The organism is Desulfosarcina sp. BuS5, assembly GCF_028752835.1.
Classification (GTDB): domain Bacteria; phylum Desulfobacterota; class Desulfobacteria; order Desulfobacterales; family BuS5; genus BuS5.
Window position 1 is genome coordinate 1235776 of record NZ_CP087952.1, and the last position, 16998, is coordinate 1252773.

Annotated in this window: 25 protein-coding genes, 1 tRNA gene and 3 pseudogenes; 23 read left to right on the forward strand and 6 right to left on the reverse strand. The window is 40.0% G+C overall.

From position 1 onward, the window contains the following. Nucleotides 1-28 precede the first annotated feature (28 nt). Both BuS5_RS06150 and BuS5_RS06155 read right to left on the reverse strand, forming a co-directional pair. Nucleotides 29-319, reverse strand: a complete 291-nt coding sequence (locus tag BuS5_RS06150) for a type II toxin-antitoxin system RelE family toxin (RefSeq protein ID WP_027355261.1) — start codon at nucleotides 317-319, stop codon at nucleotides 29-31. Further along, complete coding sequence (locus BuS5_RS06155; RefSeq protein WP_027355260.1) at nucleotides 316-507, reverse strand: hypothetical protein; 192 nt, start codon at nucleotides 505-507, stop codon at nucleotides 316-318. Before BuS5_RS06155 ends, BuS5_RS06150 begins: the two co-directional genes overlap by 4 nt. 295 nt (nucleotides 508-802) lie before the next feature. Here BuS5_RS06155 and BuS5_RS06160 point away from each other — a divergent pair, with 295 nt between their 5' ends. The 12 genes and pseudogenes from BuS5_RS06160 to wecB all read left to right on the forward strand — a co-directional run bounded on the left by BuS5_RS06160 (nucleotide 803) and on the right by wecB (nucleotide 6842). Next, nucleotides 803-994, forward strand: a complete 192-nt coding sequence (locus BuS5_RS06160; RefSeq protein ID WP_027355259.1) for a hypothetical protein — start codon at nucleotides 803-805, stop codon at nucleotides 992-994. Nucleotides 995-1021: 27 nt separating this feature from the next. After that, nucleotides 1022-1348, forward strand: a complete 327-nt coding sequence (locus tag BuS5_RS06165) for a hypothetical protein (RefSeq protein ID WP_027355258.1) — start codon at nucleotides 1022-1024, stop codon at nucleotides 1346-1348. Between the two features lie 3 nt (nucleotides 1349-1351). Next, nucleotides 1352-1537 carry a hypothetical protein gene (locus BuS5_RS06170; RefSeq protein WP_027355257.1) on the forward strand — a complete coding sequence of 62 codons (186 nt, stop codon included), beginning with the start codon at nucleotides 1352-1354 and terminating at the stop codon, nucleotides 1535-1537. A gap of 424 nt (nucleotides 1538-1961) precedes the next feature. Further along, a pseudogene (locus tag BuS5_RS06175) lies at nucleotides 1962-2234 on the forward strand (IS4 family transposase); the annotation flags it as partial. Nucleotides 2235-2437: 203 nt separating this feature from the next. Next, nucleotides 2438-3309 (forward strand): annotated as a pseudogene (locus BuS5_RS20410) (IS4 family transposase); the annotation flags it as partial. A 62-nt stretch (nucleotides 3310-3371) separates the two neighbouring features. Next, nucleotides 3372-3647: a CopG family antitoxin gene (locus tag BuS5_RS06185; RefSeq protein ID WP_027355256.1), complete on the forward strand. Its 276-nt coding sequence runs from the start codon at nucleotides 3372-3374 to the stop codon at nucleotides 3645-3647. A 59-nt stretch (nucleotides 3648-3706) separates the two neighbouring features. After that, entirely contained in the window at nucleotides 3707-3871 is a 165-nt protein-coding gene (locus BuS5_RS06190; protein WP_157487518.1) for a hypothetical protein, read from the forward strand. A 201-nt stretch (nucleotides 3872-4072) separates the two neighbouring features. After that, entirely contained in the window at nucleotides 4073-4450 is a 378-nt protein-coding gene (locus tag BuS5_RS06195) for a hypothetical protein (RefSeq protein ID WP_157487517.1), read from the forward strand. Between the two features lie 25 nt (nucleotides 4451-4475). Further along, nucleotides 4476-4676, forward strand: a complete 201-nt coding sequence (locus BuS5_RS06200; protein WP_274428102.1) for a hypothetical protein — start codon at nucleotides 4476-4478, stop codon at nucleotides 4674-4676. Further along, the gene (locus BuS5_RS06205; protein WP_274428108.1) at nucleotides 4660-5004 is read left to right on the forward strand and encodes a type II toxin-antitoxin system PemK/MazF family toxin; all 345 of its coding nucleotides are present in this window, start codon (nucleotides 4660-4662) and stop codon (nucleotides 5002-5004) included. The genes BuS5_RS06200 and BuS5_RS06205 overlap by 17 nt, the downstream gene beginning before the upstream one ends. A 74-nt stretch (nucleotides 5005-5078) precedes the next feature. Beyond that, entirely contained in the window at nucleotides 5079-5546 is a 468-nt protein-coding gene (locus BuS5_RS06210; protein ID WP_274428109.1) for a hypothetical protein, read from the forward strand. Nucleotides 5547-5741: 195 nt separating this feature from the next. Next, nucleotides 5742-6842 (forward strand): annotated as a pseudogene (gene wecB, locus BuS5_RS06215) (non-hydrolyzing UDP-N-acetylglucosamine 2-epimerase). A gap of 106 nt (nucleotides 6843-6948) precedes the next feature. On the opposite strand, the gene BuS5_RS06220 reads toward wecB, so the two are convergent. After that, nucleotides 6949-7368: a PIN domain-containing protein gene (locus BuS5_RS06220; RefSeq protein WP_051374523.1), complete on the reverse strand. Its 420-nt coding sequence runs from the start codon at nucleotides 7366-7368 to the stop codon at nucleotides 6949-6951. Beyond that, nucleotides 7365-7619, reverse strand: a complete 255-nt coding sequence (locus BuS5_RS06225; RefSeq protein ID WP_027352742.1) for an AbrB/MazE/SpoVT family DNA-binding domain-containing protein — start codon at nucleotides 7617-7619, stop codon at nucleotides 7365-7367. Before BuS5_RS06225 ends, BuS5_RS06220 begins: the two co-directional genes overlap by 4 nt. A gap of 629 nt (nucleotides 7620-8248) precedes the next feature. Between BuS5_RS06225 and BuS5_RS06230 the strand changes: the two genes are divergently transcribed. Further along, nucleotides 8249-8680 (forward strand): WecB/TagA/CpsF family glycosyltransferase, encoded by a 432-nt coding sequence (locus BuS5_RS06230; RefSeq protein WP_027352744.1) that lies wholly within the window; start codon nucleotides 8249-8251, stop codon nucleotides 8678-8680. 412 nt (nucleotides 8681-9092) lie between these two features. Here BuS5_RS06230 and BuS5_RS06235 read toward each other — a convergent pair whose 3' ends face one another. Then, entirely contained in the window at nucleotides 9093-9302 is a 210-nt protein-coding gene (locus tag BuS5_RS06235) for a hypothetical protein (protein WP_027352745.1), read from the reverse strand. Between the two features lie 114 nt (nucleotides 9303-9416). Between BuS5_RS06235 and BuS5_RS06240 the strand changes: the two genes are divergently transcribed. From BuS5_RS06240 to xrtD, 8 genes are all read left to right on the forward strand, one after another. Next, the gene (locus BuS5_RS06240; RefSeq protein WP_274428110.1) at nucleotides 9417-9584 is read left to right on the forward strand and encodes a hypothetical protein; all 168 of its coding nucleotides are present in this window, start codon (nucleotides 9417-9419) and stop codon (nucleotides 9582-9584) included. A gap of 113 nt (nucleotides 9585-9697) precedes the next feature. After that, on the forward strand, nucleotides 9698-9946 hold the full coding sequence (locus BuS5_RS06245; RefSeq protein WP_274428111.1) for a hypothetical protein: 249 nt from the start codon (nucleotides 9698-9700) through the stop codon (nucleotides 9944-9946). Nucleotides 9947-10005: 59 nt separating this feature from the next. After that, nucleotides 10006-10248: a CopG family transcriptional regulator gene (locus tag BuS5_RS06250; RefSeq protein WP_027352747.1), complete on the forward strand. Its 243-nt coding sequence runs from the start codon at nucleotides 10006-10008 to the stop codon at nucleotides 10246-10248. Beyond that, complete coding sequence (locus BuS5_RS06255) at nucleotides 10245-10655, forward strand: type II toxin-antitoxin system VapC family toxin (RefSeq protein ID WP_027352748.1); 411 nt, start codon at nucleotides 10245-10247, stop codon at nucleotides 10653-10655. Before BuS5_RS06250 ends, BuS5_RS06255 begins: the two co-directional genes overlap by 4 nt. Nucleotides 10656-10763: 108 nt before the next feature. Beyond that, nucleotides 10764-11150 (forward strand): GxxExxY protein, encoded by a 387-nt coding sequence (locus BuS5_RS06260; protein ID WP_035264123.1) that lies wholly within the window; start codon nucleotides 10764-10766, stop codon nucleotides 11148-11150. Between the two features lie 131 nt (nucleotides 11151-11281). Further along, nucleotides 11282-11515, forward strand: a complete 234-nt coding sequence (locus BuS5_RS06265; RefSeq protein ID WP_051374524.1) for a type II toxin-antitoxin system Phd/YefM family antitoxin — start codon at nucleotides 11282-11284, stop codon at nucleotides 11513-11515. A 3-nt stretch (nucleotides 11516-11518) separates the two neighbouring features. Further along, nucleotides 11519-11872 (forward strand): type II toxin-antitoxin system VapC family toxin, encoded by a 354-nt coding sequence (locus BuS5_RS06270; protein ID WP_051374525.1) that lies wholly within the window; start codon nucleotides 11519-11521, stop codon nucleotides 11870-11872. A gap of 157 nt (nucleotides 11873-12029) precedes the next feature. Continuing rightward, the gene (xrtD, locus tag BuS5_RS06275) at nucleotides 12030-13592 is read left to right on the forward strand and encodes a VPLPA-CTERM-specific exosortase XrtD (RefSeq protein WP_027352749.1); all 1563 of its coding nucleotides are present in this window, start codon (nucleotides 12030-12032) and stop codon (nucleotides 13590-13592) included. Between the two features lie 236 nt (nucleotides 13593-13828). Here the strand turns inward: xrtD and BuS5_RS06280 are convergent, their stop codons facing one another. After that, entirely contained in the window at nucleotides 13829-15172 is a 1344-nt protein-coding gene (locus tag BuS5_RS06280; protein WP_027352750.1) for a DUF1015 domain-containing protein, read from the reverse strand. Nucleotides 15173-15369: 197 nt separating this feature from the next. On the opposite strand from BuS5_RS06280, the gene BuS5_RS06285 reads away from it, so the two are divergent. Further along, a tRNA-Ser gene (locus tag BuS5_RS06285) sits at nucleotides 15370-15462 on the forward strand. Nucleotides 15463-15523: 61 nt separating this feature from the next. After that, nucleotides 15524-16960 carry a Do family serine endopeptidase gene (locus BuS5_RS06290; RefSeq protein ID WP_027352751.1) on the forward strand — a complete coding sequence of 479 codons (1437 nt, stop codon included), beginning with the start codon at nucleotides 15524-15526 and terminating at the stop codon, nucleotides 16958-16960. Nucleotides 16961-16998 lie beyond the last annotated feature (38 nt).

Sequence of the window (16998 nt, forward strand, 5' to 3'; positions counted from 1 at the left end):
ACATTTTATTAGGGCAGGCTCGCCCGAACTAAGCCAAAAACCTTCTGAGTTCTTTATAAAAGTTTTCGCGTGAACCTATAAAAATAACTAAAACTTCTTTTTTATCTTTTGCCACATCATATACTGCCCGATATTGGATACCAACATGAAAAATTTTTATATAACGAAGCCCAAGGCTAAATCCTTGAAGAAGGCTTCCTTTTTCAGATGGATTCTCTTCGAGTTCCAATAGTTGGGTTCTGATATTGAGTTTAATATGGGCATCAAATCTCTTATATTGTTTTTTTGCACGTGGGCTTAAGTAGACATCATATTTCATGTTAAATCTTTTAACTGAACACTTTCACCCTGTTGATGGCTTTCCCATGCTTCTTTGCGCATTTCATCTAAGGCTTTGGCATAATCTTTATTGAGGGAGAAAAATAAACGTTCCTTGTCATCTTCACCCAGCTTGGAAGCGGCCTCGATTATTTTTTCATATGTGAGTTCTATAGCAATTTCCGGCATGATTTGGTACCTCCTAATTTATTCATTTAGAATATTTTTATCACGATGAAAGTATGTAATCAATAGAAACATTACAGTGGACAGTGAGCAGGTAAGGAAGGGAAGCTCAGGGAAGGAATGGGGTCAAGTCTACGTTTGACCCATGTGGGATAAAAAATAATGCTGAAATAAAAGCAAATGCTGGGATTTATTTATTAGCTTGCAGAAACAAAGGGGTCAGGTCTTCATTCTTGACAAACCGCATGATAAAGGACTATAAAATTCGCATCACATTATAGTAGTAAAAGGATTGCTAATGGCTCGTCCCTTGAGAATAACCTGCCCCGGCGCCTTTTATCATGTGACTTCCCGTGGTAATGAACGGAAGGATATATTCAAGAGCAGGCGTGACAGGGAAAAGTTTCTTGAATATTTTGAATCGGCTGCAAAACGAGGTGGTGAAGGAACAATCCGCAGATTCCGCAGATTAACGCAGAAAAATGACTAAGGAATACCTTAAATTGGAGGTTTTAATATGCGAACTGTTGCAAATAAGAGCATTGAAAGCAAATTTTCATCATTGCCAGCTGAAGAGAAGGTATCAGTCATCAGCCATGGAGTTGCATTACGTCTTTCTGAATGGAAGAAACGGCTTTTTCTGGCTGAAAGCAAAGTCCGGTTCTTTGAGGAAAAGTACCGTATGCCCCTGGCTGAGCTGGATACAAAAGGATTACCGGATGATGCTGACCATGAAATGCACGAAGACTATATTATGTGGCATCACTGGACGGAGGAGCTTGAAAAGGCAAGAAAGCAGATCATAGACTTGGAGACGATAGCCGCCTATGGAGTTCAATGGTAAACTATGTTAGCATCTGAGCGTTTGCTGGAGATAGAGGAGAAATTTGAGGCCAAGGTGGAGCGCATTGTTCCTGTTGAGCTTGATGAAAAAACTCTACGCGTTATTTTGTATCTAAAGGATGGCACCAACTTGCGGAAACAAAGGGGTCAGGTCTTCATTCTTGACAAACCGCATGATAAAGGACTATAAAATTCGCATCACATTATAGCTGTAAAAGGATTGCTAATGGCTCGTCCCTTGAGAATAACCTGCCCCGGCGCCTTTTATCATGTGACTTCCCGTGGTAAGGTAAGGAATGGGGTCAAGTCTACGTTTGACCCATGTGGGATAAAAAATAATGCTGAAATAAAAGCAAATGCTGGGATTTATTTATTAGCTTGTACAAGTTTTAGATCTATTCTGCTGTTTACAGCAGCAGCATATCTGATTACACTTTTGAGGCTGGGTAATCGAATCCTAAACAGAATGACGATTTATCTTCAAGTCTTGTAAAAAGGGCATGTTTATCAGAAGGAGTAAGTGGGAAAGATATTGTTTTTCATTCAGACAATGGTTCTCCCATGAAGGAAGCAACTATGTTGGTAACCCTTCAAAACCCTTTAGCGCCATCTACAACTGGCGACGTTTCACACTTCTTCTTAGCAGCCGAATTTATTTTCTCATCAAAAACCTTCTGGACGATTCTTCCGAAGAAGTTCTCATCTTTGATGATTCGACATATGACAGAAGCCGTTTCAAAAAAGTTGAGCTTCTTTCTCGTGTATTTGATCATTCAACCAGCAAATATTTAAAAGGGTTCAGGTTTCTGACTCTTGGCTGGTCTGACGGGAACAGTTTCCCTGGAATTGATTTTGCCCTGTTGTCATCAGCAAAAGAAAAGAATCGTTACAACAGACCTCGGTATTTGAGTTCGACAATGTTTTTATAAATTTTACCACTAACTTATTGAATTAATTTAAACAAAACGATGGCATGAAAATTGCCGTGTCCAATTTTTATACAGCTTTACACTATAGCTTTAATTATAAATATATTCAGATTATTAGATGTCATAGCGTCTAATTAATATTGATAAAAGTACGAGGTCTGTACAATGAAATTAATCCCGGTATTGATAAACGAACATGTGGCTATCAACGCCGCAAAGAAGCGATAACAAAATCCACAAAGTTACTGGAACCGATGGTCAAAAATGCCATTAAGATTGGTATCCAGGCGAAGTACCTTGTAATGGATAGTTGGTTTTCAATACCTTCGGTTATCTCGACCCTTCGCAATCATATCCATATTATCTGCATGCTAAGGACCTTCCCAACTAGCTCTATGAGTACAAGGGGAAGAAACTCCGGTTGAAAGACCTCTATGGCAAGCTAAAGAAAAAAAAGAGGAAAGGCCAAAATAAAAGCCAGTGTCCTTGTCATATTGCCTGACGGGAAAAAAGCAAGAATCATTTTTGTCCCTTGTGACAAAAAACGGGGTTGGCTCGCTTTTTTATCAACAGATATTTCCATAGCTGATGAAGAAATAATAAGGCTATACGGCAAACGCTGGGACATCGAAGTGTTTTTCAAAATGTGCAAGCAACATCTAAAACTGGTCAAAGAAATTCAAATCCGGAACTACGATGGTTTAATCGGACACACTTCCCTGGTAATGGCCAGATACAATATATTGAGCCTGTTCCAAAGAGAAAGCGTTGACCAACGGTCTTTTGGAGATTTATTTAGATCTTGCAATGAAGCATTGGCCAGCATAACTTTCATTGATGCCTTGAAGAGGATAATGCAACTGGCTATGGCTGCTCTACGCAAGGCCCATAATTTGTCTGAGAGGATCATAAACTCCATTCTCGACCTGATAATGGGGGAAGCTATTGCATATTCGGCCTTAATAATAGCCCAATGCCCCAATTGGAGGGGGGGATGAACGTGAATTTGCTCCTCCGAAAGTTGAGTATATAAGAGAACGCATGAGGCTCTTGTGATTTCTGCTCTCGATATGACAGATAAGGAGAGGAAATACTATGCAAAAAGGCAGAGGCAAGATTACAAAAGAAAGGGATCAGTTACCCGAAATGTTTAGCACCATTTCCGAAGCAGGGGATTTTTGGGATAATCACGACTTTGCAGATTATGAAGATATGATGGAAGATGCTGAGTTTGAGATAGAGATTAAACGACGCGCCTGTTTGGTGCCTGTTGCCAATAATATAATAAATGGTATAAGAAAAAAAGCAAAAGCTGAAGGAATATCTACTGAAACATTGGTGAATATTTTATTTCAAAAAGAGGCTAATTGAGGAATTTTGAAATTCCAAATTTAGGATAGCAAGGAATCCTTTGAAAATTGACTTTATACATGAAACAACTAACCCAAAAACTAAAAAACGGGAAGATGCAGATCAAAGATACTACTCTCCCTTCCCTGCAAAGAGGCCAGGTGCTGGTTAAAAATTATTATTCTCTTATCAGCGCCGGGACTGAAGGAAGCACGGTAAAAACTGCAAGAAGCGGAGAGAATTAAGAAAGAATTCGGCGATGGCCCTATGTCCATGACTTACCGGATTAATGCTGGTAAAATTCCATCGGATTCATGGATTCATGATGTGGAAACCGGGGCGGCAGAATTGTCGGCGAGGTTTGTCATTTTGTCGATTTTTTAACATTTATAAATGGCTCTTTGCCTGTTTCGGTTTATGCTGCTGCTTTAAGGGAACCTGAAAATTTGAATGATATACTGAATATTACCTTGTCGTATAAGAACGGCTCTATCGGGACGATATCCTATTTTGCAAATGGGGATAAATCTCTTCCAAAAGAACGGGTGGAAATTTTTTCTAATGGCTGCACCGCCATTCTGGACGATTTTAAGATTCTTGCTATACATGCAAAAGGGAAAAAAAGAGTCAAAAAGATGATGAGTCAGGATAAGGGACAGAAAAAAGAGGTACAGGTTTTTATAAACAGTAGAGACAAGGCATGCCTTGTCTCTACAGATAATATTATCGGTTTTGATGAGATTTACAGTGCGTCTTTAGTTACATTTAAAATTTTAGAATCAATTCGCACCGGGTTAAGCATAAATTTGCATAACCGGCAATAAAAAAACGGGGGGGGGGGGTAACTAAATGTTAAACACAGTTTGGGCAATCGTTAGAAAAAAAAAGATTGAATTGCTGGAAGATATTGATATTCAGGATGGCACTAAAGTTTTAGTTACATTATTGAATGACGGGGAGGATCATCAATTTTGGCAAAAAGTCGGAGCAATATCTTTGGACAGTATATGGAATAATCAGGAAGATGATATTTATGAAAAACTACTCTAAATATGACGTGGTTTTAGTAAAATATCCATTTACAGATTTGTCGGGTTCCAAAATCAGGCCTGCTGTAGTTATTAGTTCTCCCCATCCTTCCCATGATATTTTTATTGTACCATTAACAAGCAAAACAGCCTCCCTTCTTCCCGGAGAATTTATTCTGGTGGACTGGCATGGCGCCGGGCTTAATGTCCGTTCTGTTGTGAAGCGTGGTGTTTACACTATCAACCACAGGCTGATTATAAAAACAGTTGGAACATTGTCAGCCGGTGATAAAAAAAATATCGATAGATCATTGCGGAAGTGGCTGGGATGCGCTCAAAACGTTGTTTAATGTTAAACAAATACCTTTTAAGATTTAAAAACTCTTCTTGCCCGGAATTGTCTTATCGGGCAGCCCAGTTTTTTTTGACTCTCCGTTTAAAATCCAAATTTTTTAAAAATAAAAATTACATAAATATTCCAGATATTAATCCTGAAGATGTTATTAATCTTAAGATGCCTGAACTGTGCGGGAAAGTGAGTATAGAGATAGTTGAAAAGATCCTCTCAGACTTTATTTTTACGCTGAATACGGACAAAAAAGAGCTTGCGGATTTTGAAGCAAAAAACCGGAATGTTTTTTTTGCGGATATTAAAACCGGCCCGGATGCTCCTGATATCAGAGCCGTCTGGGAACCGGCCAGGCTGCAGCATATTACCCTTCTTATTGCTTTTGCCATTCAGAGCCAGAACTCATCATCAACAGAATCTATTTTAAAATTTGCTAAAGATGATGTTTTGCAGTGGATAAAGACCAACCCTTTTTCTGCAGGGACCCATTATATGTCTGTTATGGAATGCGGGCTGAGGATTCCCCTGTTTTTTTCTGTTTAAAGATTCTTGAACTTTCAAACAAAGAGTTTATGCTGATTTTAAGGGCAGTTTATCAGCATGCCTGGTGGATTTCAAAACGTCTTTCCTTGTATTCATCAAGTTGAAAGCCATGTTGAGTTCAGAAAAAAAAATAACTGCAAGGGGATAAATATAAAAATGAAAGTACTGTTGATTGCGGGCGCTCGTCCTAATTTTATGAAGATCGCCCCTGTACACAGGGAATCCAAAAAATATAAGGAGATTGACTGCAAAATAGTCCATACAGGCCAGCATTATGATTATGAGATGTCTGCGGCTTTTTTTAAGGATCTTGAAATACCTGAGCCGGATTTTTTTCTGGATGCAGGTTCAGGCTCTCATGCTGTCCAAACCGCAAAGATAATGACAGCTTTTGAGAAAGTCTGCCTGGATGAAAAGCCTGATATTATAATTGTAGTTGGTGATGTAAATTCAACCCTTGCTTGCAGCATAGTAGCAAAAAAGTTTTTGATAAAGGTTGCCCATGTAGAGGCAGGCCTTAGAAGTTTTGACCTTACCATGCCGGAAGAGATCAACCGGATGGTCACAGACTCTATTAGTGATTATTTTTTTGTTACTGAAGAAAGCGGGATGCAGAACCTTATTAACGAGGGTAAGCCTGAAAGTAGTATCCATTTTGTAGGTCATGTGATGATCGATAATCTTCTTTACCAGGTGGAAAAACTTGTGGATGAAGACGTAAGCGGTTTTTCAACTTATGAATTCAGGAATTAGCATAGAGATTATGCTTTTTTGACAATGCACAGACCTTCCAATGTGGACACCGGGGAAACCTTGAATGAAATAGTTTCTGCTTTAAATGAAATTTCTGATGACATGCCGATTGTTTTTGCTGTACATCCAAGAACCGGGACAATGATCGATCAATTTAATATAAGATTTTCAGATAATATTACGTTGCTGCCGCCTTTGGGTTTTAAGGAAGCTCTTTTTTTATGGAAAGATGCTGCCGTAGTGATCACAGACAGCGGCGGGCTGCAGGAAGAAACTACTGCTCTGGGTGTGCCGTGTATTACCCTGCGGGAAAATACGGAGAGGCCGATTACAATTGAGATGGGGACAAATATTTTGGCGGGGACTAAAAAAGAATCCATCCTCAATGCTTACAGGGAAAGTATCAAGGGGAAAAGCAAAGAATATAATGTCCCGCCTAAATGGGATGGCCGGGCGGCAGAGAGGATATGGAAGATTATTTTGAAGAATATTTCAGACACGGATATTTTTTCCTCGGTTCTTCAGAAAAAACGCTGGGTCTGATCGCGGAAAGGATGAAACGGGATTTTCCCCGCATCGAGGTTTGTGGGACATATTCGCCTCCTTTTAAGGCAAAATTCAGCAAATAAGATAAGGAAAAAATTAAACATCAGCATAAATCAGCCTGATTGAACTTTTCGACTACGTAATGAGGAAATATTTTTTGAAGTTTTTTGTCAAAGCTGAAAATTTTTTTTGCCTTCCATTTCATGGCTTGGCCAACGATGAGAAGGTCTGCAAAATCTCCTCTCTTTTTGTAGTGTTTGGCGGCATTGCGTATGACAATTATATCCGGAAAAGTAAATGTTTGTGTAGAAAATAAAAGTTCCAGAAAATGTGAGATATCCTCTCTGCTGCATTGATAGATGGATTCAAGAACCCACACTGTCTCAATGAGAACCTCAGGTAAGATGATTATTTGCAAAGAATTTTGTTCAGCTAACGCAACAACTTTCTGGACAATGCCGGCTTGCTTTTTATCGTCTTCAATCAGCATTCGCACCAGAGCATTGGTGTCAAAAGCAATCATTGCAAATTCTTTTTTGCACGTCTTTTTTGTATTGCAGATTCCATTTCTTCCAAAGAAACAGGTTTTGCAAGCTTTTTGTGCTTCAGCATACCGAAAAGCTCGGTTGCAGAATTTTGTTGGGCGCTAATCATCACCTTACCGTTCCCAAGAGGGATAAAAACAATTTTGTCAGATATTTCCGCTTTGAGCAACTCTCTGATTTTTTTCGGGATAGTGATTTGGCCTTTCGATGATAGTGTGCCGGTTATCATTTTTCACCTTGTGCCTATGTTTCGTGCCAAAAAATATTTACTTTTTGGTAAGGATAGCATTTTGATAAATTTTGTCAATTAGAAACTTAGATCTCGCGCCTTACCAGGCAGCGCCTCTATACTTAAAATTGCGAACTTGTTTTTGTGCGAACCCCAGGAATCGATACGGCTCCGGAAGAAAAAATTCCAGCCGGACCAAGGCGGGCAATGACGCAGAGACAATGCATGCCTTGTCTCTACAAAGCGGATGCCAAAATATTTTCTTGTTTTTTTAACAGCCTTTCAGAAGCAAGTACTAAAGAAAGCGGAAAGCGGGGAAACCTCCCCCTGCGGCTCAAAAAAGATTGACCCTTCTATCAGTACATATTAAAATCTATACAAGCATATGGGAAGCTGGTTAATCAATGAAAATCAATGTAGCCGAATTCAGGACAAATTGTTTTAAGATTATTGAGCTGGTCAAGTCAACCGCTCCGTTTCGGCTAACTCTTGCTGTGGTCAATTTTATGTTATAAAAACACATACTTGAAGAGAATCAAAAATACTGGATTCCGGCTTGCGCCGGAATGACCAAAAAATACATTTTTTGACTTCTTACGAGACCATCAATGTTGGCAGGCAGATAAAATATGGTAATCAAACTAGGCAAATATTCCATCAGCAACAGAGGTTTGGCAGGTGATGTCGAGCTGGCATGGCAGTTTATCAAGTCCGGCGGCGCTGGAGCATACATGGCCTGCGCCAACCCTCATTCTCTGGTTGTTGCTTCCAAAGATGCTTTGTTTGAAAGCGCTTTAAAAAAGGCTGATATTCTGCTCCCCGACGGCACAGGGATTATAATAGCAGCTAAAATTTTAGGGCTCCCATGCACTGAAAAAGTTGCGGGAACCGACTTTTTCCTTGGCCTTTCAGGCAAGGGAAACGAGGAGGGAAGGGGACTCAAATATTTTTTCCTCGGTTCTTCAGAAAAAACGCTGGGTCTGGTCGCGGAAAGGATGAACCGGGAAGACTCTGGGAACGAAATCTTAAATCTACGCCGATTTTCTTGGGCTGGGTGTTAAAGGAAAAAATCAAACAACAGATGATGCGTCAAGAATAATGAGTGAATTTACCCGTTTCCGCTCAAGGCTGTTTTGGTAAAAAAGAGTTTGCCGCAGACCCGCGCAGATACACACAGACGTTTCCCCCTGCGGACTCCGCAGAAGAAAAAAGTGTCAATCATATCAAAAATCATCCACTATCTTATGACTGCCCACGTGTTTAAGAATAAATAGATTTTTTTTCTTCTGAAATATGCATCTGTATTTTCTATCAACATAGAATTCCCAATGATCTTTAATTCGGTGGATTTTCAGAGATGGATGTTTTGGATTTTTGGCCAGGAAACGGAGTTGTTTATCGAATTTCTTTTTGACGGTCTTTGGCAGGAGACGTTAGTCTTCCCGAAGTGTTTCAGTCAAGATAATTTCTATGTCAATCATTCAGCCATTCCAGAGCCTTGTCAATCTTTTTCACGAAGAAACGAGCACATCTGCCGGCCTTTAAGTCCTCATCAGATTTACGTATTCGTTTCCGAACTTCAGGAGACTCAAAATAAGCGTACCGTTCCAATTCTTCCTGGATAGCTATATACTTTTTGTAAGAAATTTGAACAGCGCGCTTATGTCCTCTTTTATCGACCACAAAGCGGACATCTTTTCCTAATAGTAAGGGGGACGTCCTTAAATAGCTGCCGGGGTTTCTAAAAGAACCAAGAAGGCTCTGGGAGAGAAATTTGAAATCCACTCTGATCTTTTTGTGAGAGATAAAAAAACTTATGCAATAATAGGGGCAGCAATTGAAGTGCATAAAGAGTTAGGGTGCGGTGTTTTCAAGGCTACCGGACTGAGGGTTGGCCTTTTGATTAACTTCGAGGCTAAGTCGCTAGAATACAAGAGGCTCATTTACACCAATAAATCTGTGTAATCTGCGTAATCTGTGGATACAATTCAGCTCAAGGTCGTAGATCCGCCAGTAGTGTGGAGACTTTTTTGGGTAATATATAGTGTTCTCAAATTTCTGGTGATGTCATGGATCCTATGGACCTGATCAAAGAAGGTAAAATCCAGAAATATTTTCGGCCTGCCGCAATGCTTCGCAACCTGCCCGCTCGTGCCTCGCAGTGGCAGGCGGGCGGGGCGACAAGAAAATTAAGAAAGCAGTTGATATTAGTAAGGGATAAAAACAATTTTGTCAGATATTTCCGCTTTGAACAACTCTCTGATTTTTTTTGGGATAGTGATTTGGCCTTTCCAGGTCAAGCGACGGCTGATGACATTATGTGTTGAAAAATAATTTGACACTCACCTTTAATGTGTTTTACATAATGTAATACGGAGGTGATAAAATGATTACACTAAGACTTGATGCAAAGTTAGAACAAGCTATTAATAGCACAGCAAAAAATCTTGGATTATCAAAATCTGAATTAATACGTAAAAGTATTTATGATTATCTTGGAAGGCTTAGTAATCAGAATGCCTGGGAGGCAGGCGGAGAATTATTCGGTAAATATTCAAGCGGTCTTGGTAACCTTTCGACAAATAGAAAGGAACTGGTTAAACGCAAAATTAAGGCCAAAAGGAAATGAAAAAAATCCTTATAGATTCCGGACCATTAATAGCCCTGTTTGATGCATCGGATAAATATCATCATGAAGCTGTTAATTTTATTAGAAACAATAAATTCCCGTTGGTTACAACTATTGCATCAATTACTGAAACTTTACATTTATTAGATTTTAATCGAAATGCTCAAATAGACTTTCTGGAATGGATACACCGAGGAGCAGTTGAAATTTATAATATTGAAAATGATGATTTTAAAAGACTTAAAGAATTAACAGAAAAATATCATGATTTGCCAATGGATTTTGCTGATTCGTGCCTTGTGTATCTTGCTGAAAAACTTGATTTGAATACAATTGCAACAATAGATCGAGACTTTACAATTTATCGAATAAAGGGAAGAAGAAAATTTAAAATGATTCTATCTTAAAAACAAAAGCCACATAAGCCAATTATTTAAAATCACATAACCGGTACTGTTGTATGTTATTGTTTCCCAAATTAATCCGCAGATTACGCAGATTACACAGATTAAACTATGAGAGATAAAAGAACTTATGCTATAATAGGAGCGGCAATTGAGGTGCATAAAGAGCTATGGTGCGGTTTTCTCGAGGCGGTTTATCAGGAGGCTTTGGAGAAAGAATTCAGGATGCAAAAAATACCCTTCAAATCGCAGCCGGTTGTTAAAATATTTTACAAAGGCAAACCGTTGGCCAAGACGTATCAGCCGGATTTTGTATGTTTTGATGAGGTTATTATTGAAATTAAAGCATTAGGCGCACTATCCGGGATAGAAGAAGCACAACTCATTAATTATCTCAAGACTGCCAGGCTGAGTGTTGGCCTTTTGATTAACTTCGGAGCCAGGTCACTGGAATACAAGAGGCTGATTTACACAAATAAATCTGTGCAATCTGCGTAATCTGCGGATACATTAAAAATATAAACAGGAAAATGAACGATGCCCAAAGCGGCATGAAAAAGGAAAGGAGATTGATTTTTCTATCAGTACATATTAAAATGTACACAATCATATGGGGAGGTGATCAATAAATGGAAATCAATGTCGCAGAATTCCGGGCAAATTGTTTTAAGATCCTTGATCAGGTCAGGGTAACGCATAAAGAGGTGATTATTACCAAACGAGGCGAGCCGATTGCAAAGTTGGTGCATTTTGCGCGGAAGAACGAAAAAGATCCTTTCCTCGGAAGCATGGAAGGTCTTGTTGAAACTATTGGCGATTTAACTGAAACGGTCATTGATCCTGACGCATGGGAACTTGATTAAGTTATGATTCTACTGGATACGCATACCTGGATATGGTCGCATAGCGCAACAAAGCTGTTGTCCGATAATGTCAAAAAATTGATTAAAAAGACGCAAACAGATCAACGCGCCATTGCCTCAATTTCTATATGGGAATTTGCAATGATGGTGACCAAAGGGCGCATAAATGTAAAAATTGATCCAAAGCGCTGGCTGAACAATGCTATAGAGAATAGCGGTTTACGGGTAATTGAGTTAACGCCTGAAATAGCGATGGAGTCATGCAATCTTCCTGGCGGTTTCCATAAAGACCCGGCAGATCGAATCATTAAGGATAGAAAGATTATAGAATATCCACATGTACAAGCTGTTTGGTAAGAATGAGCCGTATTTAGCACCTTACTCCTGAACTTCTGTCATAAAAAACAAGAAAATTATAATGAAAAATTAGCTACAAATTTTGTAGGTGATTACATATATTTGGTAAATACAATGAGTTGGGTTGCGGGTGCAAAGTTCGCCTTGGAATTTTAACATGAAAACAGAATATAATAAAACGGCATTGGCAGGAACAGGATTTTATGTTCTTCTGGTTGCCGGAATTTTTTTTAACACTTTCACTTATTTGGCGCCGCAATGGCAGCGGGATGATTTCACGTATTGCTATCTTGTTCCTTTTATAGTTATTTATCTTATCTGGGAAAAAAAGGATCAGCTTTCGGCAACCCCTTCCATCCCTTCCTGGAAAGGTCTGCCGGTTTTAGGGCTGGGTATCGTATTTTTCTGGCTTGGCGAGCTGGGCGGTGAGTATTTTACCTTATACCTGTCTTTCTGGCTGATCCTTGCAGGTTTGTGTCTGCTTCATCTGGGCTGGGAGAAATCAAAAATTATTTCTTTTCCGCTGACTTTGATCCTGGCTCTTTTTCCGCCTCCCAATTTTATTTACCAGAAAATTTCCGTGACTCTTAAATTGCTTTCCTCCCAATTAGGAGTTTTTATAATGCAGCTTTTCGGTATGTCTGCCTACCGGGAAGGGAATGTGATTGATCTCGGTTTCACACAGTTGCAGGTTGTGGATGCCTGCAGCGGGTTGAGGTATCTTTTTCCCCTGATGGTTTTAGGGATTCTGCTGGCCTATTTTTATAAGGAGGCTTTCTGGAAAAAAGTTTTGGTGGTTATTTCCACTGTTCCCATATCAATCCTTGTTAACGGGCTTCGGATTGCTTCTGTCGGAATGCTCTACCCCGTTTTTGGCCCTAAAGTTGCGAGTGGTTTTTTTCATGACTTTTCCGGCTGGTTTATTTTCATGGTTTCCCTGGGAATTCTGCTGTTTGAGATGTGGGTGTTGAAAAAGATTTATCCACAGATGAGCGCAGGGCATAAAGAGCAGGGCGCCGGAGCAGAGGCTGAAGCCGGGATAATCCAAAACCCGAAACCCAAAACCCGAAATTTACTTTTTCAGCCGCAGTTTGTGGCGGCTGTTATTTTGCTGGGTGCGACATGGGGACTTTCCCAGGGGATTGAGTTCCGGGAAAAGGTTCCGATTGCTAAATCTTTTGATCAGTTTCCGGTAAAAATTGGGGAATGGAACGGCACGCGCGGAATAATGGAACAGAAGTTTATTGATGCCCTTGATTTAAGCGATTATGTTCTGGTGGATTATTTGAATCAGAAAGGCCGGAGTGTCAATTTTTATGTTGCCTATTATGAAAGCCAGCGTAAAGGGGAATCGATCCATTCTCCGGCCACTTGTATGCCTGGAGGTGGATGGATTTTCAAGCAGGCCGGGGCTGTCAAATTACCTTTTAAACTGAAAGATAAAGGCTTGGTGCCGGTAAACCGCGTTTTGATGGAAAAAAGCGGGAGCAGGCAGCTTACTTATTACTGGTTCCCTCAGCGGGGAAGAATTCTGACAAATGCTTATCAGCTAAAGCTTTTTGCTTTCTGGGATGCGCTCACCAGGCAAAGGACGGACGGCGCGCTGGTGCGGGTAATGACACCGGTTTACGAGTTTGAGGAGCTGGAAAATGCCGAAAAAAGGCTTCAGGAATTTGTGCGGGAGATTGTGCCGGAGCTGGAGGAATATTTGCCTCAGTAATAATCCGTAGAATAGCACTAACGACAAATGTCGCCGGATATTATATTCTCGTTATATAGATTTTCAGATAATTACCCGATTTTAAAATTAGGCACAAAGCCAGAGGGAGGAAGGCGTATTGTAATACTTCGACGACCGATAACGCAGTGAAATTATTTATGTGAAAATTTATAGGGAGTTGTTCCCCACTTCTTCATCCGAGACATTGATATACTTTTTCAGTTTTTTAAATGTATTTACTTGATTTTGCATCCTGTCAGTCGGTTTAGAACCTGACCGGTAATAACTTTTGGAAAAAAATATGTCGATTTTCTCGGCATGATCAGCCCCATCTCCGCGATTTGTTGAACTTGCTTTATTAATGTTGGATTTAGAATGAAAGTAATATCGGCTTTTCCTGGGGTGACAGCATCTATGGCTTCGGAATAATCGGTGGTATACGAAAACAACTCTTCATCGTCCATTCGTTTTTGATCAAAGTCAAGTATCCTGGTTAAAATAAGATTTGTTAGGATGGTTACATCCAGACTCCTTATAGCAGCGGGCATCACATCTGAAAAGATATCTTCCATGGCTTGGGGTTTCGGGGTTAAAAGTAATAGCTCAGGGCAATTTTTCATAAATACGCCGATAATATTTTTTGCGCTATTTGCTTTCAGGGTCGAAATAAAATTATCTTTCGCTTTTTCGTTGTCATTGTTTTTATAGGGTATTGTCGTTATGTCAAAAAAATCATCACATCTTTTTTTAAAAGAGGAGAGTTCTGTACCTGTTAAACCGGTCAGGATACGGTGGGCCGGGAGTATAATCAGCCCTGGGTCTCCCATGCTGCAAAGATACATCATTACAAAGTTGGCAGGATGGTCAGCATTAAAATCCGGATTATTGGCGGAGATCCATTCCTTGTAATTCAAGGATGTTTCGTATCTGTGATGCCCGTCCGCGATAAAAAGTTTTTTATCCTTCATGGCATCCGCAACATAGGCGTGTATATCTCTGTCGGTTATGCGCCATTGTCTGTGTTTATGCCCCTTATAATCCGTGAAGTCCATGTCAGGCGGTTTATCTGAAACAGCATCTTTAAGTGAGTTTAAAATTATATTTTGCTTATCGGAATATAGGGAAAATATAGAACTGAAATTAGCATGGCATTTTTTCAAAAGCCCTAAACGCTCTGATTTGACTTTTGAGAATGTCTTTTCATGGGGTAAAATAATGCCCCTGTCAAAAGGCATAAGGCGCGCCAACGCTGTTAATCCGTAACGCGTAACAGTTCTGTTTCCCAAAGGAAACTCGTGCGTTGTCAAATAAAAAGCAGGCACCCGGTCCTGAACAAGAATTCCATCATCAAGCCATTTTGTAAAATAATTTGATGCTTTAGCGTGATAGGTTTCTTTGTCCGGATCATGTTCATTTTTTTTACCAAGGATTAATCTGATGATATTATATGAATTGACCTTGTGGTATTCATCCCGTTCATCGTCGGATATCACGTCGTACGGGGGTGTAACGACGTTAGCCATGTTGCCGATTTTGTCAGTGTTATATAGAATGCCTTTAAATGGAATAATTTCCGCCATACCTCTGATTCCTTATTTTTTTACAAAACATAAATAATAAAAGTTATTGAAACTGATATTATAATATAGACCATTGTTCAAGTTAAATCATGATCGTTTTTTAAATACTATTTTGGTTTTATCCGGTGCTGACTGCTAATTTGAATTCTTGACAGTTGAGATTAAAAGGTATACTTCAAAACGCGATGTACTAAGTTGGAGAGGTGGCCGAGCGGCTGAAGGCCCCGCTCTCGAAAAGCGGTATCCTGTCAAAAACGGGATCGTGGGTTCGAATCCCACCCTCTCCGCCAAACGTTCCTTACTATGAGACCATAATCTTTAATTGAAAGGTGAAAAATTGAAAGGTGAAAAATGAAAATAGTTAATAAAATAGCGCTCTATACAGTTATCCTGATAGCGGCGGGAGTTTTGCCCGGATTTTTTGCTGTCACTCCGGCAGTATCAAAAGATGAAGTAAGTAAAATGATCCCGTCGAATTTTGATGTTCTGGCTAAAATGGTCTCTCCGGCTGTTGTAAATATCAGGACAGTAAAAACTGTTAAAGGCGGTGGTTACGGTTTTCATCAATATAGACGTAGTCCTTTTGGAAAGGAAGATCCTTTTAACGATTTTTTTGAAAAATTTTTCGGCGGAGATCAGCCTGGAGATTTGAAACAGCGCAGTCTCGGTTCCGGTTTTATTATAGATCGGGAAGGATATATTGTTACAAATAATCATGTTGTTAATGAAGCGGACAAAATAACGGTGGTTCTGGCCAATGAAGAAGAGTTCGATGCAAAAATTATCGGACGTGATCCTTACACTGATATTGCTCTTATCAAGATCGACGCTGCTAAAAAATTTCCCCATGTGGAATTGGGAGATTCGGATGATTTAAAAGTCGGGGAATGGGTTGTCGCAATAGGGAGTCCCTTTGGCCTTGCCCATACGGTAACTGCCGGCATCGTAAGCGCCAAGGGCCGTGTAATAGGGTCGGGGCCTTATGATGACTTTATACAGACCGACGCCTCTATCAATCCTGGTAACAGCGGCGGCCCCCTGATCGATATGAACGGCCGGGTGATAGGTATTAACACAATGATCATTGCCGGCGGCCAGGGTATCGGGTTTGCTATTCCGATCAATTTATCCAAAGGGATTATCAGGCAACTCCGGGACAACGGAGATGTAACACGCGGTTGGCTTGGAGTTACGATTCAGGATCTAAAAGGAGAGATTGCTCAATATTACGGAATCAAGGGAGATAAGAGAGGAGTGCTGGTTCTTGATGCTGTTTCAGGCGATCCGGCAGATGCGGCAGGTATAAGACCGAAAGACATTATTGTTGCTATCAATGGAAAGGGAGTAAGAACCAGCAAGGAGCTTACAACCAGGATCGCGAATATCGGCGTGGGCGAGACTATAAGAATAAAGGTATTGCGTGATGGTAAAGAAATGATTTTTAAGGTGAAAGTTGGAGAGCGGCCTGATACCCTGGCATCTTCAAGATACATGCAGAAAAAACATGAAGAATTGGGGATCCAGGTAGCGAAAATAACCCCTCAAATAGCCCGTCGTTTCAATATCAGTGAAGATGCCGGAATAATTGTAGTCGATGTGAGATCTGCAAGTAAAGCTGATCAGGCCGGAATTGCCAAGGGTGATATTATTCTTGAGATTAATCGCAAGGAGATCGATAGCGTAAAGGAATTCAAAAATATATTAAGAAGCACTAAAAAGGGAGAAACGATCCTCTTTTTAATTCAGCGTATGCATTCCGGACTGATCCTTGTGAATGTAAAAAAATAAGCAAAATATTTGTTCGAGATCAAGGAAGCAGATATCGG

Bases quoted from the DNA above. Each gene is read 5' to 3' on its own strand.
- BuS5_RS06150 (WP_027355261.1), bottom strand. From the start codon at position 319: ATGAAATATGATGTCTACTTAAGCCCACGTGCAAAAAAACAATATAAG.
- BuS5_RS06155 (WP_027355260.1), bottom strand. From the start codon at position 507: ATGCCGGAAATTGCTATAGAACTCACATATGAAAAAATAATCGAGGCC.
- BuS5_RS06160 (WP_027355259.1), top strand. From the start codon at position 803: ATGGCTCGTCCCTTGAGAATAACCTGCCCCGGCGCCTTTTATCATGTG.
- BuS5_RS06165 (WP_027355258.1), top strand. From the start codon at position 1,022: ATGCGAACTGTTGCAAATAAGAGCATTGAAAGCAAATTTTCATCATTG.
- BuS5_RS06170 (WP_027355257.1), top strand. From the start codon at position 1,352: ATGTTAGCATCTGAGCGTTTGCTGGAGATAGAGGAGAAATTTGAGGCC.
- BuS5_RS06185 (WP_027355256.1), top strand. From the start codon at position 3,372: ATGCAAAAAGGCAGAGGCAAGATTACAAAAGAAAGGGATCAGTTACCC.
- BuS5_RS06190 (WP_157487518.1), top strand. From the start codon at position 3,707: ATGAAACAACTAACCCAAAAACTAAAAAACGGGAAGATGCAGATCAAA.
- BuS5_RS06200 (WP_274428102.1), top strand. From the start codon at position 4,476: ATGTTAAACACAGTTTGGGCAATCGTTAGAAAAAAAAAGATTGAATTG.
- BuS5_RS06205 (WP_274428108.1), top strand. From the start codon at position 4,660: ATGAAAAACTACTCTAAATATGACGTGGTTTTAGTAAAATATCCATTT.
- BuS5_RS06220 (WP_051374523.1), bottom strand. From the start codon at position 7,368: ATGATTGCTTTTGACACCAATGCTCTGGTGCGAATGCTGATTGAAGAC.
- BuS5_RS06225 (WP_027352742.1), bottom strand. From the start codon at position 7,619: ATGATAACCGGCACACTATCATCGAAAGGCCAAATCACTATCCCGAAA.
- BuS5_RS06230 (WP_027352744.1), top strand. From the start codon at position 8,249: ATGGTAATCAAACTAGGCAAATATTCCATCAGCAACAGAGGTTTGGCA.
- BuS5_RS06245 (WP_274428111.1), top strand. From the start codon at position 9,698: ATGGACCTGATCAAAGAAGGTAAAATCCAGAAATATTTTCGGCCTGCC.
- BuS5_RS06250 (WP_027352747.1), top strand. From the start codon at position 10,006: ATGATTACACTAAGACTTGATGCAAAGTTAGAACAAGCTATTAATAGC.
- BuS5_RS06255 (WP_027352748.1), top strand. From the start codon at position 10,245: ATGAAAAAAATCCTTATAGATTCCGGACCATTAATAGCCCTGTTTGAT.
- BuS5_RS06260 (WP_035264123.1), top strand. From the start codon at position 10,764: ATGAGAGATAAAAGAACTTATGCTATAATAGGAGCGGCAATTGAGGTG.
- BuS5_RS06265 (WP_051374524.1), top strand. From the start codon at position 11,282: ATGGAAATCAATGTCGCAGAATTCCGGGCAAATTGTTTTAAGATCCTT.
- BuS5_RS06270 (WP_051374525.1), top strand. From the start codon at position 11,519: ATGATTCTACTGGATACGCATACCTGGATATGGTCGCATAGCGCAACA.
- xrtD (WP_027352749.1), top strand. From the start codon at position 12,030: ATGAAAACAGAATATAATAAAACGGCATTGGCAGGAACAGGATTTTAT.
- BuS5_RS06280 (WP_027352750.1), bottom strand. From the start codon at position 15,172: ATGGCGGAAATTATTCCATTTAAAGGCATTCTATATAACACTGACAAA.
- BuS5_RS06290 (WP_027352751.1), top strand. From the start codon at position 15,524: ATGAAAATAGTTAATAAAATAGCGCTCTATACAGTTATCCTGATAGCG.